The following is a 17,503-nucleotide window of genomic DNA, read 5'->3' as shown; positions in this document are numbered from 1 at the left end:
TTTTAATAAAAATCTGTGCAATTCTTCAAAATACAATCACAAGATTTAATCTATTGTTTTATATGAAATTGTTCTAATAAAAAAGTAAAAAGCAGAGCCTAAACCCTGCTTTTGGTTTAAATAAAGTTCAAATTAGAACTTCATACTGATACGCGCCCAATAGTTACGACCACTATTGTTAAACTGAACTTTTGCTGCACTACCAGTCCCATTTAAACCTAGTTTATTTAAATGTTCGCTATACGTTTTATCCAAAACGTTATCAACACCCACAGACACATCAACACTTTTATTGAGGTTATAGCTGCCATTTAAAGACAACACGCCAAAGCCACTGCTCTCTTTGAGGTCGTAACCTACGATATTACCTTCATCTTTACTTATACGACTTTGACCATCAACAACACGTAATAATGCACCTAAAATATATTTATCCTGAACATAGCGCAGGTTTAAACGCCCTTCCAAAGGTGAAATTTGTGGCAACGGCGTATTGTCTGTGGTGTTTTCACCCCACGCATACATGGCACTCACATCAGCTTGCAAAGCATCGGTAAATTGATAACCCATACCAACTTCTGCCCCAGCAATGGTTGCATCCACATTGCGCGTATGCGCATCTGTCATACTCGTATATTTAGTTAGAATATAGTCATTAATCAAACCCGCATAAGCCGATGCCCAAGAACTAAATGCACCATGCTCATGTTGATAGCCAAAATCCAGTTGAAGTGTTTTTTCAGTATCAATATTTTTAAATGTATTTGGATTACCATTTCCTGATTTTGGTGTAAATAATTCCCAATAATCAGGCATACGCTCTACATAACCCAAACCGACATACGTTTTTGCATCATGGTGTGGATGCTGATTTTCCAAACGGATAAAGCCACTTGGCAAAGTTTCTTTACGTTGTTGAGCTGTTTGTACTGCGTCTACTTCGATCTGATCAACACGTATACCTGTAACCAACTTATTATGATCATTCAGTTCATAACTCAGCTCACCAAAACCACCATAGGATTGAAATTCCATATCGGTTGTTACAGGGAAATTCATTTTCGGCATTGTGGCTGAATACATGCCTTTACCATGCTTATTCTGTTGACTATCAATACCTGTAATAAACTGCAATTTATCCCACTCATGTGTCACCGCCATACGCGCATTTAAAGTACGGCGAGTCACATTCATGGCAGATTTAGCTTCCACAAGTTCTTTAGTCATGTGGTGTTCTGCCATTCCCACTTTACGCAGACTATAATTGTCCATCACATGATCATTAAAACTATAGTTCACCTGTGCTTCAATTTTCTTAATCACATCGGTGATATTTTTCTTTTCTACACGTAAACCCAAACTTTCGCGGTCAAATTCAGAACCATCCATCATGCGGCCTGCATAAACCACTTCGGCATCACCACGACCACCTGTCAGCTCAAGCCAAGTATTTTCATCGGGTGTCCAACCTAAAGCCACATCGGCATTCCAACGCTCCCAATCTGAAGGAACAGTTGTACCATTGCCATCTTTATAGCTGTCTGCCACAGAACGGTTGGCGTTTAAACGGATGTATTTATGCTCATCACCCGCAGCCGCTTCAACATTATGATCCAAACGACCAAATGAACCCATCAAAACACTGGCTTGTCCACGATAGTTTTGACCTTCACCAAATTGTTCAGGCTTACGCTCAAACAACACCGTTGCTGCCGAACCCGTGTTGGCATATTGCACCGTTTGCGGGCCTTTAATCACGGTAATTTCATCAAAACTTTCTGGTGAAATATAAGAAGTTGGCGAATCCATACGACTCGGACATGCGCCCAAGTTTTCAGAACCATCGGTTAAAATTTTAATACGCGAACCAAACATGCCACGGAAGGTCACATCACCATTGGTACCCGCGCCACTGTTCACTGCACTAAAACCGACAATACTTTGTAAATAATCTGCACCATCTGTAGCTGGAATAGGCTGAATAGGTTGTTTAGGATTGGCACGTACCACCAGACCGTTGGCATCATTACCCTGCTGTGCAGTCGCAACAATTGGGGCAAGACTGTGCGCATTGGCAGTCAAAACGGTTTGATCAGCAAACGCACTTGCAGAATAGCAGGCAACACAAACGGCAGCCGCAACAGGCTGTAATAAAAATTTAGGCTGAGCCATTTTATTTCTCACTTAAAACATAAATACAGTTAGGGTCAAAATAGACCCGAAAAAATCTTGAATTTATGCAAAGTGAGGCGGAGCACGTCCTTGCGGAAGTAAAAAGAGTTGCTGAAGTGCAAACCAAACGTGTTGGAAACGTTTTTGGAATGCCAAAAGGCGCACTTGAATACGATCAAGCACTTCTTTCAGCTCTAATTCAGGTGGTAGGACTAAATTGCCATATACCGTACAGTACTGACATTGATGTGAAGCATCGTGATGATGATGTTCGTTTTGTGTCGTAACTTGTTGTTGATCTGCATGTAGATGTGAGCTGTGCACATCATGCCCCACAGCAGTCATTGTTTTGTGTGGCAATAAAAGTGCACGCGTGATGGTTTCACAGACTGGCGCAACTTGATATTGCTCAGGCAGCAAAGGCTGTAAAAAAACAGCAATCTGTAAAAAAACTGCGATAAATGAAAGCAGTAAACCACTACGCAACAACAAAAACATCTATCCTGAATTTGTGTGGCACAAGTATAACAAAGCCCAATCGAAATTGGGCTGATTTTTAGGCTTTGGTCTAAACTTGCGCGTCTAGTCTTCTTGATTGTTCTACGTCTTAACGCTTGACCGCGACTTTTTCTTTCTGACGCTGGCGCACTACTTTTTCGACTTTTTCACGGGCACGCTGACGCTTGAGCGGCGATAAATAATCGACAAATAATTTGCCATTTAAGTGATCCATTTCATGTTGGATACAAACAGCGAGAAGTTCATCCGCTTCTAGCGCAAAGGATTGGCCCTCAAGGTTAATCGCTTCAATTTTTACACGTGACGGACGCTCAACTTTGTCGTATATTTGAGGCACTGACAAACACCCTTCTTCATACGGTTGGGTCTCTTCAGTCAATGCGGTAACTTTGGGGTTAATGAAGACCATGGGTTGATCTTTATTTTCAGATAAATCCATGACAATGAGCTGAATATGATGATCGACCTGTGTGGCTGCCAGACCAATTCCGGGTGCGGCATACATCGTTTCAAACATATCTGCAGCCAGCTGACGAATTTCGTCGGTGACTTCTTCGACGGGTTTGGCAATGGTACGCAAACGGGGATCCGGGAAACTTAAAATAGGTAATAAGGCCATAGGACGTCCTCACTGATATGCCATTGATCAAAAAACCGAATGAAGGAATGCTTCATCAAAAAAATGTGTGTAAGATCGTTATTATAACGCAACTACATACATAATTTTAGGAATTATGATAATGAAAAAGGTTTTGACAGACACATCCTCTTTTCGTGTCTTGGGGTTTAAAAAGCAAGTTTTAGCACTCGCGGTATGTCTCACAGTGGGACTTGGTGCGATCAGTGTGGCTGAAGCAGCACCTGCACGAAACATCAATCCGCCTGCCTTAAAAGCCAGCGCACCAAATGTGTATGTGGTAAAAAAAGGCGATACCTTATGGGATATTTCCAAAAAATTCCTGAACAACCCATTACGTTGGCCTGAAATTTGGGCAAGTAACCGTCACGTAAAAAATCCACACTGGATTTTCCCAGGTGACCGTTTGTTGATGTGTACCTACGAAGGTCGCCCTATTATTGGTAAAGATGAAGGCGATGGCTGTGAAGGCATTATTCGTCGTTATGCAGGCAAGAGCACCAATTTACAGCCGCAAATTCGCGTGGAGTCTTTAAATAATACCATTCCTGTGATTCCACTTGACTACATCAAACACTGGTTAGAGCGCAGCAGCATTATTGCCGCAGATGCGTTACAAGGCACACCATATATTTTAGGTACTTCTGATCAACGTGTTTTAGCTGCTAAAGGTCAAAGTGTGTATGCACGTGGTGCAGGTCTGGAAGTAGGTCAACGCTACGGTGTATATCGTGAAGGCGAACCGTACATGCTGACCGATGCCAATGGTCAAAAATTCAATGCAGGCATTGAACTCACTCAAGTTGCTGCAGGTATTGCAGTACGTGGTGAAAATGACATCACCACACTTGAATTGACCGATACCTACAATGCCGAAGTGCGTCGTGGTGATCGCGTCTTACCAATTTATGACCCAATGCTGCCAACCTTGTTCTACCCAACGCATGCTGAAAATGTCAGCACAGGTGGTCAGGTGCTACGTGTGATGGGTTCGATTGGTACTGCAGCAAAACACAGTGTTGTGGCAATTGATCGCGGTACATTACATGGCGTGCAATCTGGTCATGTGTTTAGCGTAGCGCAAAAAGGCGAAGTGGTCACCGACCCGAAAACCAAAGAACGTGTTCAGCTTCCGGGCGAACGTATTGGCAATATCATGGTCTTCAAGAGCTTTGACCACATTAGCTATGCCTATGTTTTAGACAGTGAATTACCAATTAAAGTCGGTGCGAGCTTACAAGCACCACGAATGGACGACTAAAACGGTTTAAGATGGTGATGTTGAATTCATTCAGCCCACAGCAAATCAACTACATTTTGTTGTGGTATTTGGTTCAACATTCACTGTCTAGTTTTTCCAAACTCGTACAACATTATGGTTCCGTGGCTGCCGCAGTGCAGCCCGAACACCTCCTCACATGGTCAGATGTGCGCATTCATGCCAACCATCTACAACGCGCCAAAGAATATCTCAGCCCAACAGGGCAACTCGCCTTTGAACAATGTCTGAATCAACTGCAACAGCAGTGCGATTTTATTCTAACTTTGGACGATGCGGACTATCCCAATCAGTTACGACCCTATTCCAACAAGCCACCCATTTTATTTGGGCAAGGCAATGCACAGGCTTTGTTGCAAGCGCAAATTGCGATTGTCGGCAGTCGCAAAGCCAGCCCGCATGGTCGGCAAGTGGCTTATGATTTTGCTTATTATTTAAGTGAACAAGGGTTCTTTATCAATAGTGGTTTGGCACAAGGTATTGATGAAGCCGCACATCAAGGTGCTTTGCAACATCAACGTACCATTGCAGTCATGGGCACAGGTTTGGACAGCACTTATCCAAGTGCACATCACAGCCTGCGCCAACAGATTGTGGAATGTGGTGGTGCCGTGATTACGGAGTTTTTACCACAGACTAAGCCCTTACAGCAACATTTTCCACGACGTAACCGTATTGTCAGTGGACTAAGTTTAGGCGTGATTGTTGCTGAAGCCAGTTTAAATAGTGGCTCGCTGATTACCGCGAAACTGGCAGCAGAGCAAGGCAAATTAATTTTTGCCATTCCAGGACATATTTACAGTGAATTTCATCAAGGTTGCCACCAATTGATTCGTGAAGGTGCAATTTTAGTGGATCATCCTGAACAAGTGATTGAAGATTTAGCCCTACCCACCCAATGGCAATATCAACAAAACCAAATAGCATCAAGCCAAAATCAGACTACAGCAGCTTCAACAAAAGCAAAATTATCTACACCACCGACTGAAGCAATACTTCAAACCACCACAACAAAAACAGCAGATACAAGTACACCGCATATTCCCGAGCATTTATTGGCACTGTATCAACAACTGGATTGGGTCGGACAAAGCATCGATCACTTGGCACAGCAACTGAATTTAGATATTGCCACACTCACCAGCGCATTAATGGAACTGGAACTCATGGGCTTCTGTTTACAACAATCAGGTTTATATCTGCGTTGTCGTCCACTCAAATAAGGTTCACAATAAGCGCCTATTTCACGTTTCTGTTTAGGTAAAACTCCCATGATTACAACTTCTGTCACCGAAGCCGCTGCATGTCTACAACAAGGACAGGTACTGGCCTATCCTACAGAGGCGGTTTGGGGATTGGGATGTGATCCATATAATCAACAGGCATTTTTGGAAATTTTGCGTCTGAAACAGCGTCCGATTGAAAAAGGTGTGATTTTACTGGCAGGACATCTGTCACAAGTAGAGCATTTGCTGCAGGATTTAAACCCCGAAATGCGAGATCGCGTAATTGCGTCATGGACGAATACTTATCCCACAGATCGAGCAACCACCTGGCTATTACCCAGCACAGCCGCAATTCCAGAGTGGATTACAGGTCAACACCCCAAAGTAGCGGTGCGCGTAACCAATCATCCTTTATGTATGGCGTTATGCCATGCCTTTGATGGCTTTATTGTATCGACCAGTGCCAATCCTGCGGGACTTGCCCCTGCACGCTCTTTGCAAGAGACAACGCAATATTTCCATCAACAATTGCACTACTTAAATGGTGATTTGGGTTTAAGCCAGCAACCTAGCCGTATTTTAGATGCAGAGAGTGGGGCAGTGATTCGCGCCTAGCTTTAGACAAATTTTAGTTGACATCCTCCCCGACCTAAAGGACGGAGATTCCTACTGCTAGACGCTCATGTCCGAGCGCAAGAATATTCAGTGCGGAATTTACATCCCGATCATGGAGCGTACCGCACTCCACACACTGCCACTCTCTTATTCCAAGTCCTGCTCTACCTTTCGGACTACTATAGCGTGAGCCACAGCACGAACAAATTTGGGTGGTATAGGCTTCATTGACTTCTTCATAACATACCCCTGCGTTCTCGCATTTATACTTGAGCATGGTTCTTAGTGTTGTCCAACTGGCATCTAGCACTGATTTAGCCAATCTGGTTTGTGCTAATGCTTTGGCATTCACATTGCCAACGAAGATGGCTGCATGTTCATTCACCAGTTTTCGGCTGAATTGATGCAGCATGTTTTGTCTTACATTTTTAATCTTGGCATGGATGGCTTTGACACGTTTCTTATTTTTTGCACGTTGAGCAATACCAAGTTTTTGTTCATATTGCCGATAGATTTGAGGTGCTTTAAGTTTTACGCCATCTGAACAAGTCGCTAAATCTTTTAAACCTAAATCTATGCCAATTGAGGTTTTAGCGTTGTTTTTTCTATTTTGACTGCATCAACTACAAGACAAACATACCAACGTCCACGACTATCTTCTACGAATGTGCCTGTTTTGATATTGTATTGACTTAATCCGTAACTATCCCATAGTTTAAATTGATGCTTGCCATATTCAACATAGCCATCAGCATATTTGATTGCAACCTTTTTAAACGGTATCCAACCCAGTGAACGTATAGCTGATTTTTTATTACTGACACGCCATTTTAGTTTTGCTTTTTTGAACTGCTTGCGTCTTGTGACCAATTCTTCTGTCACTGCCTGAATAGTTTGACTGTGCAAGTTGCATTCTTTCGATGTGCCTTTCGTGTATTTTGCAAGGTCGTATGCTGAAAAGAATTGTTGTTTACGTTGCAGATGCTTAAAACACAAATCATTGACATAATTCCAGACAAAATTTACTTCGGATGCTAACTGATTTAGCACCTTGCAATGTTTGTCTTTTATGCGTAATTTGAGTGTCTTCATCCAATTATTTTAACAGTATTTTTCTTAATAGTGACTATATTACAAGTATTTAAAACGACATTTCGTGTCGTTCATATGGTTTACTCCAGTCGCTTATATCCTCATGCTGAACCACGAGGTTTTACGCTCCAGTGGATAAAAAAAAGCTCAACCATATAGGGATGGTTGAGCATAAAAAGGATGTGTATAAAAGCACATCCAGAGGGTTTGAAAATTTTGCTGCAAATGATATTTCACTGATTATTGAATACTGTGGATCATTTTCAGTACGTGAATTATGGAGTAATTTAGTCGACTATACAAATAGATTTTTCCTATTAATCCAAGACAAATATTCAATGAAAGATTCATCTTTTTTTCTTAACAATTTAAATTATCTTACTATTTTTACAATTATTTTAGAAAAATTAAAAAAACTGTCATAATTCATAACACTCAATACTGTATAAATTTTGAATAAAAGGCATTTTAAATACATCTTTATGTGATCAAAAAAACACCAATTAAACTCAACTTTTTGCTTGAATGTGTACGCGTGCTTTCATTTGTGCCAACACAATACCCGTTAAAATAATCAATCCACCGATACTGTGATAACTCCCCCACACTTCTGCCAACCAAAAATATGCAATGATAGCCGTGAAAACAGGCATCAAATTCATAAAAATACTGGTGCGATTTGGCCCTAAATATTGAACGGCCAACATCCATACCAAAGGTGCAATAATTGAAGGAAATATACCTGCATACAGCACACTTAAACCATTTTGGCTATTTAAATGATCCAAGCCGAACCACAAAATAAATGGCAGATGGTAAAGTAAGGCGAATATAATTTGCACATAAAGACTCAGCATGAGCGGCAATTTTAAATTCCATTTCTTTAAAAACACCCCATAAAAGGCGTAAAAAAATACCGCCAAAACCATGAGCATATCACCCGCATGCCCTGTCAGTTGACTGAGTTGACGTAAATCTCCTTGTGCAATTACATACAACAAGCCCAAAAATGAAATCATGCAGCCTAAAACAGCAAATCGTGTGGGAATCTCTTTTAAGATCAGCAACGAAACCAAGACCGTAAACATGGGAATAAACGCATTAATAATGCCCATATTGGTTGCAGTGGTGTAATTGGCTGCGGTATAGCTGAGACCTTGATACAGCACCAAACCAAATGCACTGAGCACTGCCAACTGTTTCAAATGTGGGCGAATCAACTCACGCTGCTGCCAAACTCTTGGCAATATCCATGGTGTCAAAATCAGAAAAGCAATCAACCAACGATAAAAACTGATACTGACGGGTGAAATATACTCCGCCACATACCTCGTTACTGCAATATTTAAAGACCAAATCAATACCGCAATCAATGGCAATAAAATTGCCCAAAATACGCCTTTATCTGACCGTATCATGTATTCATCATCCTTGTTGTACCAAACAGCATACCTGCTGTGAAACCCTTTTCTATAACTGACTTGTGATGCAAAGTGCTAAAAACCCAGTGTCTATTTATGGCACTTTTCGCTCGATTTATCCATCAATAAAATAAAATGCAGATACGAATTACATTTTTCTGCGCAATATCACGGCTATGCGGGATTCCATCAGTGTCGTAAATTTCTTTGCTATAAAACTTGCTGTACCCAAAAATTACAGTTACAACAGTAGCGGTAAAATACAGATTCTAGGAAGCAACTATGCGCACTTCAGTTTATGACATTGCAGTAAAAACCAATCAGGGTACGGAAACCACATTAAATCAATATGCAGGAAAAGTGTTGTTGATCGTGAACGTGGCATCAAAATGTGGCTTAACCCCGCAATACGAAGGCTTACAGCAACTCTACGCAGCAAAACAGGCACAAGGCTTAGAAATTTTAGCCTTTCCATCGAATGATTTCTTGGCACAAGAACCGGGCAGCGATACAGAAATTCAGGAATTTTGCTCACTGAATTATCAGGTGAGTTTTCCATTGTTTGCTAAAATTCCAGTCGTGGGTGCAGAAAAACATCCTCTCTACACGGCTTTAACGCAAGCAATTCCTGAACGTATTGGTGAAGGCCCATGGTGGAAAGATTTGGTTGATTACGGCTTAACCCCAAATGAACCACCTGAAGTATTGTGGAACTTTGAAAAGTTTTTGGTGAATAAACAAGGTGAAGTGGTGGCGCGTTTTGCCCCAGATTTAACCGCAGATGACCCGCGCATTGTAGAAGCGATTGAGGCTGAATTGGCTAAATAATTTTTTATTCAGCAAGTTAAAGAGTTCTTTCATAAATTCTCTTTAAATCAATAATTCAGCTCCCCCATCCTCTTGCGGAATATATTCCTCATCCTGAGCCATATATGGCGCAAGAGAAGGGACTATCAATATCAATTCGACATCAATTCGACGCATTACTTATGATCATTTTTCTTTTATGAAAGAAGTGTAATTCATAGGAGTTTCTTTAAAACTCCTATTTTTTTTGATTTAGACAAAAAAATTAAGATTTGTTATTGCTTTGCAACAATCTGTTTTTTATTCATATTTTCGTTTTATATTCATTCTCAATGAGTACCAAAAATCACATGAATATGAAAAATGTATCTTCGAAGACACTACTTCCGTTTGCACTATTGAGTTCTGCCTTGCTACTCAGCGCCTGTGATCAAATGAACACGCCGCAAACGCAAACAACTAATCAAGATGATTCCAGCGCATCATCCAACAGCAATACAAACCCAACCAACGCTCCATTAAGCAGTGGCAATATGTTCTATATTGTGCGCGATGTGGCTGATCTACAGCTCAAAGCAGGTCAATATGTCGAACAACTGAATCAAACCAAGTCTGAATTGCAAACCGCTGTAGATGCGCAAGATCCACAACAATTACAAATTGCAGCGACTCAATTACAACAGCAGTTACAAGGCTTCAATCAAACACTAAGCAGCCTAGACTTAAAAACACAGGAAATTGATACCATCCGTCAAAACTTATTGGCTGCCAATCAGCAAGTTTTGGCTTCACCATTTTTAAATGGACAAATCGATTTAAGCAAAGTGGACTTTAAAAAACTGGAACAGCAAATGGGGAGTATTCAAGCTGAAATGCTAAAGCTGGCGGGGATGATTTTACAGGGCGAATCGAATCAACCTACTGATACCACCAATATGGCATCCTAAGCAAAGATAAGACTTCAATTATAAACAGTATAAAAAAAGCCACTCTTTCGAATGGCTTCTTTCAATCTTAAACCGACAATTAAAGTGCGCGGTTTTTGATTTTGCGGATGGTTTCCAACTGTGCAGCAGTTTCTGCCAAAGCAGCCAAAGCAGCAGCAGAGTCCAAATCGCTCTTTTGATTTGCCAACAATTGTTCAGCGTGTTTACGCGCTTCAATAATTGCCGCTTCATCTAAGTTTTCTGCACGAACTGCAGTATCTGCAAGAATCGTAACAACATGCGGTTGAACTTCTAGAACGCCACCAGATACATAGATTAATTCTTCTGTACCATTTTCCAGCAGAACGCGGATTGCACCCGGCTGAAGCAAAGTTACCAGTGGTGCGTGACCCGGCATAATACCGAGTTCACCGCCAGCACCTTTTGCAATTAGCATAGTCACAGTGCCCGAGTACAAAGACTCTTTTACACTTACAACATCACATTGCATAGTCGCCATGAGAATCTCCTAAATTAGAGCTGCTAATTAAAGTTTCTCGGCTTTAGCAATCACTTCGTCAATACCACCAACCATATAGAACGCTTGTTCTGGGATATGATCGTATTCACCAGCTAGAAGACCTTTAAAGCCACGAATTGTATCTTTAAGCGGTACAAGTTTACCAGGCGCGCCAGTAAATACTTCAGCTACGTGGAACGGTTGAGAGAAGAAACGTTGGATCTTACGTGCACGGTATACAGTAAGTTTGTCTTCTTCTGACAATTCGTCCATACCAAGAATTGCGATAATGTCTTTCAATTCTTTATAACGTTGAAGAACGTTTTGAACTGAACGAGCAATTTCGTAATGCTCAGTACCAACAACTAATGGATCTAACTGACGTGAAGTTGAGTCTAGTGGATCGATCGCAGGGTAAATACCTTGAGATGCAATATCACGGCTCAATACTACAGTTGCGTCTAAGTGCGCGAACGTTGTAGCAGGTGATGGGTCAGTCAAGTCATCGGCAGGTACGTATACAGCTTGAATAGATGTAATCGAACCAGACTTAGTTGAAGTAATACGTTCTTGAAGAACACCCATCTCTTCTGCAAGTGTAGGCTGATAACCTACTGCAGATGGCATACGACCTAGAAGTGCTGATACTTCAGTACCTGCTAGTGTATAACGGTAGATGTTGTCTACGAACAATAATACGTCACGACCTTTACCGTTCTCATCTTTTTGATCACGGAAGTACTCAGCCATAGTCAAACCAGTTAACGCTACGCGTAAACGGTTACCAGGCGGCTCGTTCATCTGACCGTAGACCATTGCTACTTTGTCAAGAACGTTAGAGTCTTTCATTTCGTGATAGAAGTCGTTACCTTCACGAGTACGCTCACCAACACCAGCGAATACAGATAAACCTGAGTGCGCTTTAGCGATGTTGTTGATCAACTCCATCATGTTTACGGTTTTACCAACACCCGCACCACCGAACAGACCAACTTTACCACCTTTTGCGAACGGGCAAAGTAAGTCAATGACTTTAATACCTGTTTCTAGAAGGTCAGTAGAAGCCGCTTGTTCTGCATAAGAAGGCGCTTGACGGTGAATTGGTAAACGCTCTTCAGTTGCAACTGGACCAGCTTCGTCGATAGGGCGACCAAGAACGTCCATGATACGACCAAGAGTCGCTGTACCTACAGGTACAGAGATTGGAGCGTTAGTGTTAGTTACGTTCAAACCACGCTTAAGGCCTTCAGTAGAACCCATTGCAATAGTACGAACTACGCCATCACCAAGTTGTTGCTGAACTTCTAATGTAGTTTCAGTACCGTCAACTTGGAGAGCGTCATAGATCTTAGGAACGCTGTTGCGTTCAAACTCGACGTCGATAACCGCGCCGATGATCTGAATGATACGACCGCCACTCATTGCTGTCTCCTCAATTCAAACTAATAATGTTAAACGGCAGCGGCACCACCAACGATTTCAGAAATTTCCTGAGTAATCGCGGCTTGACGCAGCTTGTTATAAATAAGTTGTAGGCTCTTGATCAGTTCACCTGCGTTATCTGTTGCAGCTTTCATTGCAACCATACGCGCAGACTGTTCACATGCGATGTTTTCAATCACACCTTGATAAACCATAGACTCGATGTAACGAACCAATAAACCATTTAACAGCTCTTCAGCTTCTGGTTCATAGATATAATCCCAACCGTATTGACGGTTAAGAGTCTTGTTTTCTTCAGCAGATGCTAAAGGAACAAGTTGTTCGATTTTCTGATCTTGAGTCATGGCATTGACAAAGCCGTTTGACACGAGGTAAATGCGATCTAACTCGCCTTTATCGTACGCATCTAACATCACTTGCACAGAGCCAGATAACTGTTCAAGACTTGGCGCGTCACCTACGTTTGTAGTTGCACCAAGCACTTTACCGCCGTAGTTTTTAAAAAACGAAACCGCTTTTTGACCAATTAAAGCAAACTGAACTTCAATTGACTGCTCTTGTTGTTGCTGTACATGCTTTACAACTTTCTTGAACAAGTTAATGTTCAAGCCACCTGCCAAACCACGATCTGAAGAAACAATGATATAACCCACGCGTTTTACAGGGCGTTCGATCATATAACGGTGTTTGTATTCAGGGTTCGCCTGTACCAAATGAGCAATTACACGGTGCATATTTTCGGCATACGGACGGCCTTGAGCCATGCGCTCTTGCGCACGACGCATCTTAGAAGCAGCAACCATTTGCATCGCGCGAGTAATCTTTTGCGTGCTCTTGATACTAGCAACTTTGGCGCGAATTTCTTTTAAATTTGCCATACGCTTAACCTAGTATTCGAAAGCCCTTTCAGGCTTCCGAAGGTTGATTCCGTGAACCAAACCCCTAACTAGCCAATGCTAAATTAGTAAGTTTGAGTCGCTTTAAAGCTTTCAATACCTGCTTTGATTGCAGCTTCGATGTCTTTGTTGAAATCACCAGTTTCATCGATTTGTTGCATTAACGCAGCATTTTCTGAACGGAAGTAAGAAATTAACGCAGCATCAAAGTCTACGATTTTCTTCACTTCTACGTCAGCCATGTAGCCTTCGTTAGATGCATAAACTGAAACAGCTTGGTCAGCAATTGAGTATGGTGCATATTGTTTCTGCTTCATTAACTCAGTTACACGTTGACCATGTTCAAGTTGCTTACGAGTTGCTTCGTCAAGGTCAGAAGCGAACTGAGCAAACGCTGCCAATTCACGGTATTGCGCCAAAGCGGTACGGATACCACCAGACAATTTTTTGATGATCTTAGTTTGAGCAGAACCACCAACACGCGATACAGAAATACCCGCGTTCACAGCAGGACGAATACCCGCGTTGAATAATGATGTTTCTAAGAAGATCTGACCATCTGTAATCGAAATTACGTTGGTTGGTACGAATGCAGATACGTCACCTGCTTGAGTTTCAATAATCGGCAATGCAGTTAAAGAACCAGTTTGACCTTTAACTTCACCGTTAGTGAATTTCTCAACATAGTCAGCAGATACACGAGAAGCACGCTCAAGTAGACGCGAGTGTAGATAGAACACGTCACCTGGATACGCTTCACGACCTGGTGGACGACGTAAAAGCAATGAAATTTGACGATACGCAACAGCTTGCTTAGACAAGTCATCATAAATGATAAGCGCGTCTTCACCACGGTCACGGAAGTATTCACCCATTGTACAGCCAGAGTACGGAGCAAGATACAACATTGCTGCTGGATCTGCCGCTGCTGCTGCAACAACAGTTGTATACGCCATAGCGCCAGTTTCTTCTAGCTTGCGTACTACGTTTGCGATAGTCGATTGTTTTTGACCAATTGCTACGTATACACACTTAATGCCAGAGTTTTTCTGAGCGATGATCGCATCGATCGCCATTGCTGTTTTACCAGTTTGACGGTCACCAATGATCAACTCACGTTGACCACGGCCTACAGGGATCATGGTATCAACTGATTTATAACCAGTTTGAACAGGTTGATCCACTGATTGACGCCAAATTACGCCTGGTGCTACTTTTTCTACAGCATCAGTTAATTTTGCATCAATAGGGCCTTTACCATCAATTGGGTTACCCAAAGCATCTACTACACGGCCTAAAAGTTCTGGACCAACCGGAACTTCTAATACACGACCTGTGCAACGTGCTTTTTGACCTTCTTGAAGGCTTAAGTAGTTACCTAAAACAACGACGCCCACTGAATCCTGTTCTAGGTTCAGTGCCATACCAAATAAGCCGCCGTCGAATTCGATCATTTCACCGTACATTGCATCAGCAAGGCCGTGAATGCGCACAATACCGTCGGATACCATAACAATGGTACCTTCGTTTTTAGCGGTCGCGCTGGTGTCCAGATCGCCGATACGCTGTTTAATGAGCGCACTGATCTCGGATGGATTCAGTTGTTGCATTGCGCTATACCTCAATCTTTTATTAGTTCAGTCTTCGCAATTAAGCTAAAAGACGTGTCCGCATTTTTTCAAGCTTGTTAAGCGCAGAATCATCTATCACTTGGTCGCCTGCACGAATAACCACACCCGCAATTAACGCTGGGTTCACTTCTACAGAAACATTTACTGCCGCAGCGAAACGTTTTTCTAACGCTTGAGCAAGAATTTGTTCTTGTACAGAAGTCAATGGGAATGCTGATTCAATCACAACATCCACAGTATTGTTATTCTGTGATTTGAGCTGTTCGTATTCTGCTTGAATTTCAGGAAGCAAAGCCAAACGGTTGTTTTCAGCAAGCAATGTCAAAAAGTTTGACACTGCTGCAGTTTGGTCTTCACCTAAAACTTTGGCAAAAATACTCACCTGCTCAGCAGGCGTAAGCTCAGGGCGATTTAAGTAAGCTGAAAATGCTTCGTCTTGCACCGCAGCACTGAGCAAGTTAAGTGCTGTTGACCAAGTGTCAGTTGCACCTTGCTCAGAAGCGTAAGCAAATGCTGCTTTAGCGTATGGGCGTGCCAACGTCAAGAGTTCAGCCATAATCTGCCTCTCTTAAAGTTTAGCAGCCAGCTGAGTCAGCATGGCATTGTGAGCTTCTGCGTCAACTTGCTGGCTAAGAATTTTCTCAGCACCAGTTACTGCAAGTGCAGCCACTTGTTGACGTAATTCTTCGCGAGCAGAATTGATTTCTGTATCAACAGCTTCTTTCGCTTGTTGACGAATACGCTCACCTTCAGCAGATGCTTGGGTACGCGCTTCTTCTACCAATTGTGCTGCACGACGATTCGCTTGTTCGATCAATTGAGCCGCTTGTGCTTTAGCTGCATCTAATTCAGCTTTCACTTGAGCTTGCGCATCGGCAAGATCAGCTTTTGCTTTTTCAGCTGCATTTAAGCCGTCAGCAATACGACGCTGACGCTCACTAATCGCATTGATTAGTGGTGGCCATACAAACTTCATGCAGAATGCGACGAAAATCGCAAATGCAATCGCTTGGCCAAACAATGTGAGGTTGATATTCATTGCAAATTCCTCAAATAGTGAATTTCGGAATTAAGCTGATTAACCTACAAATGGATTAGCGAAGATGAAGAACAAGCCAATACCAACACCGATCATAGGCACAGCATCAAGAAGACCTGCGATTAAGAACATACGAGTTTGAAGTTGTGGAGCCAATTCTGGTTGACGAGCAACAGCTTCAAGGAAGCGACCGCCTAAAAGACCAAAACCAATCGCAGTACCTAAAGCACCGAAAGCGATCAAGATAGCAGATGCAATTGCAACTAGACCTAAAGTGAGTTCCATGATAATTCCTCAGAGGTTAGGTTTTATACCAAATTAAGTTAAAAAATTGTGTGCCCAACCGCCCGATGACAGTTAGGCCATACCATTAATGCTTTTCGCTTGCCATGCTCATGTACACGATAGTCAACATCATGAAAATGAATGCTTGTAGCGTAATAATCAAAATGTGGAAAATCGCCCAAGGCACAGACAATGCCCACTGGATCCAGAACGGTAATAACGCGATAAGAATGAAGATTAACTCACCCGCATACATGTTACCGAACAGTCGTAGAGCCAATGAAACTGGTCGCGCCAAGAAAGTAGTCAATTCCAACAATAAGTTGAATGGAATTAAAAGCACTTTAGCAACTGGATTACTTGGGTTGAATGGGTTAAGTGCCAACTCACCAACGAAGCCGCCAACACCTTTCTCACGAATACTATAGAAAATAATTAAGAAGAATACAGAAATAGACATACCTAAGGTAATGTTTGGATCTGTAGTCGGAACAATTTTAAAGTAAACCTGATGAGGGTCCACACCCAGCATAGATGCAATCGCCTGTTGAGCTACATAAGGAATAAAGTCAACAGGGATTAAATCCATCAAGTTCATGAGGAAAATCCACACGAAAATGGTTAATGCTAAGGGTGCAATTAATCGAGACTTCCCATGGAAGGTATCACGTACACTTGAATCCACAAACTCGATAATCACTTCAATTACTGACTGGAATTTACCAGGCACGCCTGAATTTGCAGCTTTCGCAACAATCCAGAACAATAAACAGAAGATCAGACCAAGTCCGATAGACCAACCCATTGAATCCAAGTGAATAGCAGTGAACCCCATCTGTTGAGCTTCTTCAGCAGACTCAGCCAACTTCCATGAACCGTCTGGCATTTTGCCATAGGTCATATTGGTCAAGTGATGCTTGATATACTCGGTCGAAGTAAGGGCATGTTCTTCAGCAGCCATAAATCACACCTGGTCAATGTAAAAAAACTAATAG

The 17,503-nt window shown here is 42.1% G+C and carries 18 protein-coding genes and 1 pseudogene; 6 read left to right on the top strand and 13 right to left on the bottom strand.

Annotated elements, in window-relative coordinates; all coding sequences use genetic code 11:
• Nucleotides 1–132: 132 nt before the first annotated feature.
• The 3 genes from C3Y93_RS10650 to def all read right to left on the bottom strand — a co-directional run bounded on the left by C3Y93_RS10650 (nt 133) and on the right by def (nt 3,310).
• Nucleotides 133–2,172 (bottom strand): TonB-dependent copper receptor, encoded by a 2,040-nt coding sequence (locus tag C3Y93_RS10650; protein WP_104852886.1) that lies wholly within the window; start codon nt 2,170–2,172, stop codon nt 133–135.
• Between the two features lie 63 nt (nt 2,173–2,235).
• Nucleotides 2,236–2,664 (bottom strand): DUF2946 family protein, encoded by a 429-nt coding sequence (locus tag C3Y93_RS10645; RefSeq protein WP_104853276.1) that lies wholly within the window; start codon nt 2,662–2,664, stop codon nt 2,236–2,238.
• 115 nt (nt 2,665–2,779) lie between these two features.
• A complete protein-coding gene (gene def / locus C3Y93_RS10640) occupies nt 2,780–3,310 on the bottom strand; it encodes a peptide deformylase (RefSeq protein ID WP_004970115.1) in 531 nt (176 codons plus the stop codon).
• Nucleotides 3,311–3,431: 121 nt separating this feature from the next.
• On the opposite strand from def, the gene C3Y93_RS10635 reads away from it, so the two are divergent.
• Genes C3Y93_RS10635 through C3Y93_RS10625 form a run of 3 tightly spaced genes read left to right on the top strand, consistent with a single transcriptional unit; the run spans nt 3,432 to nt 6,448 of the window.
• Complete coding sequence (locus C3Y93_RS10635; RefSeq protein ID WP_070155503.1) at nt 3,432–4,589, top strand: LysM peptidoglycan-binding domain-containing protein; 1,158 nt, start codon at nt 3,432–3,434, stop codon at nt 4,587–4,589.
• Nucleotides 4,590–4,606: 17 nt separating this feature from the next.
• A complete protein-coding gene (gene dprA / locus C3Y93_RS10630; RefSeq protein WP_104853275.1) occupies nt 4,607–5,830 on the top strand; it encodes a DNA-processing protein DprA in 1,224 nt (407 codons plus the stop codon).
• 48 nt (nt 5,831–5,878) lie between these two features.
• Entirely contained in the window at nt 5,879–6,448 is a 570-nt protein-coding gene (locus C3Y93_RS10625) for an L-threonylcarbamoyladenylate synthase (RefSeq protein WP_004970120.1), read from the top strand.
• Nucleotides 6,449–6,482: 34 nt separating this feature from the next.
• Here the strand turns inward: C3Y93_RS10625 and C3Y93_RS10620 are convergent.
• Nucleotides 6,483–7,540 (bottom strand): annotated as a pseudogene (locus C3Y93_RS10620) (RNA-guided endonuclease InsQ/TnpB family protein).
• Nucleotides 7,541–7,671: 131 nt separating this feature from the next.
• Here C3Y93_RS10620 and C3Y93_RS10615 point away from each other — a divergent pair.
• A complete protein-coding gene (locus C3Y93_RS10615; RefSeq protein WP_228153765.1) occupies nt 7,672–7,965 on the top strand; it encodes a hypothetical protein in 294 nt (97 codons plus the stop codon).
• Nucleotides 7,966–8,049: 84 nt separating this feature from the next.
• Here C3Y93_RS10615 and C3Y93_RS10610 read toward each other — a convergent pair whose 3' ends face one another.
• Nucleotides 8,050–8,958: a DMT family transporter gene (locus C3Y93_RS10610; protein WP_104852885.1), complete on the bottom strand. Its 909-nt coding sequence runs from the start codon at nt 8,956–8,958 to the stop codon at nt 8,050–8,052.
• 285 nt (nt 8,959–9,243) lie between these two features.
• Between C3Y93_RS10610 and C3Y93_RS10605 the strand changes: the two genes are divergently transcribed.
• Together C3Y93_RS10605 and C3Y93_RS10600 are read left to right on the top strand one after the other, a co-directional pair.
• A complete protein-coding gene (locus tag C3Y93_RS10605; RefSeq protein WP_004970127.1) occupies nt 9,244–9,789 on the top strand; it encodes a glutathione peroxidase in 546 nt (181 codons plus the stop codon).
• A gap of 335 nt (nt 9,790–10,124) precedes the next feature.
• Nucleotides 10,125–10,715, top strand: a complete 591-nt coding sequence (locus C3Y93_RS10600) for a hypothetical protein (RefSeq protein ID WP_104853273.1) — start codon at nt 10,125–10,127, stop codon at nt 10,713–10,715.
• Between the two features lie 79 nt (nt 10,716–10,794).
• Here C3Y93_RS10600 and C3Y93_RS10595 read toward each other — a convergent pair whose 3' ends face one another.
• The 8 genes from C3Y93_RS10595 to atpB all read right to left on the bottom strand — a co-directional run bounded on the left by C3Y93_RS10595 (nt 10,795) and on the right by atpB (nt 17,469).
• Entirely contained in the window at nt 10,795–11,214 is a 420-nt protein-coding gene (locus C3Y93_RS10595; RefSeq protein ID WP_004970132.1) for a F0F1 ATP synthase subunit epsilon, read from the bottom strand.
• Nucleotides 11,215–11,241: 27 nt separating this feature from the next.
• Nucleotides 11,242–12,636, bottom strand: a complete 1,395-nt coding sequence (gene atpD / locus C3Y93_RS10590; RefSeq protein WP_004970134.1) for a F0F1 ATP synthase subunit beta — start codon at nt 12,634–12,636, stop codon at nt 11,242–11,244.
• Between the two features lie 29 nt (nt 12,637–12,665).
• Nucleotides 12,666–13,535: a F0F1 ATP synthase subunit gamma gene (atpG, locus tag C3Y93_RS10585; protein WP_004970136.1), complete on the bottom strand. Its 870-nt coding sequence runs from the start codon at nt 13,533–13,535 to the stop codon at nt 12,666–12,668.
• 83 nt (nt 13,536–13,618) lie between these two features.
• The gene (gene atpA, locus C3Y93_RS10580; protein WP_104852884.1) at nt 13,619–15,163 is read right to left on the bottom strand and encodes a F0F1 ATP synthase subunit alpha; all 1,545 of its coding nucleotides are present in this window, start codon (nt 15,161–15,163) and stop codon (nt 13,619–13,621) included.
• A 40-nt stretch (nt 15,164–15,203) separates the two neighbouring features.
• The gene (locus C3Y93_RS10575; RefSeq protein WP_019837171.1) at nt 15,204–15,740 is read right to left on the bottom strand and encodes a F0F1 ATP synthase subunit delta; all 537 of its coding nucleotides are present in this window, start codon (nt 15,738–15,740) and stop codon (nt 15,204–15,206) included.
• A 12-nt stretch (nt 15,741–15,752) separates the two neighbouring features.
• Nucleotides 15,753–16,223: a F0F1 ATP synthase subunit B gene (locus tag C3Y93_RS10570; protein WP_004970142.1), complete on the bottom strand. Its 471-nt coding sequence runs from the start codon at nt 16,221–16,223 to the stop codon at nt 15,753–15,755.
• A 39-nt stretch (nt 16,224–16,262) separates the two neighbouring features.
• Nucleotides 16,263–16,508 carry a F0F1 ATP synthase subunit C gene (atpE, locus tag C3Y93_RS10565; protein WP_000424060.1) on the bottom strand — a complete coding sequence of 82 codons (246 nt, stop codon included), beginning with the start codon at nt 16,506–16,508 and terminating at the stop codon, nt 16,263–16,265.
• A gap of 85 nt (nt 16,509–16,593) precedes the next feature.
• Nucleotides 16,594–17,469: a F0F1 ATP synthase subunit A gene (gene atpB / locus C3Y93_RS10560; RefSeq protein ID WP_004970145.1), complete on the bottom strand. Its 876-nt coding sequence runs from the start codon at nt 17,467–17,469 to the stop codon at nt 16,594–16,596.
• Between the last annotated feature and the right edge of the window lie 34 nt (nt 17,470–17,503).

It is taken from the genome of Acinetobacter sp. SWBY1, from assembly GCF_002946595.1.
GTDB lineage: Bacteria > Pseudomonadota > Gammaproteobacteria > Pseudomonadales > Moraxellaceae > Acinetobacter > Acinetobacter towneri.
The sequence above is the reverse complement of the archived record's forward strand: the minus strand, read 5'-3'. Positions and strand labels throughout refer to the sequence as shown.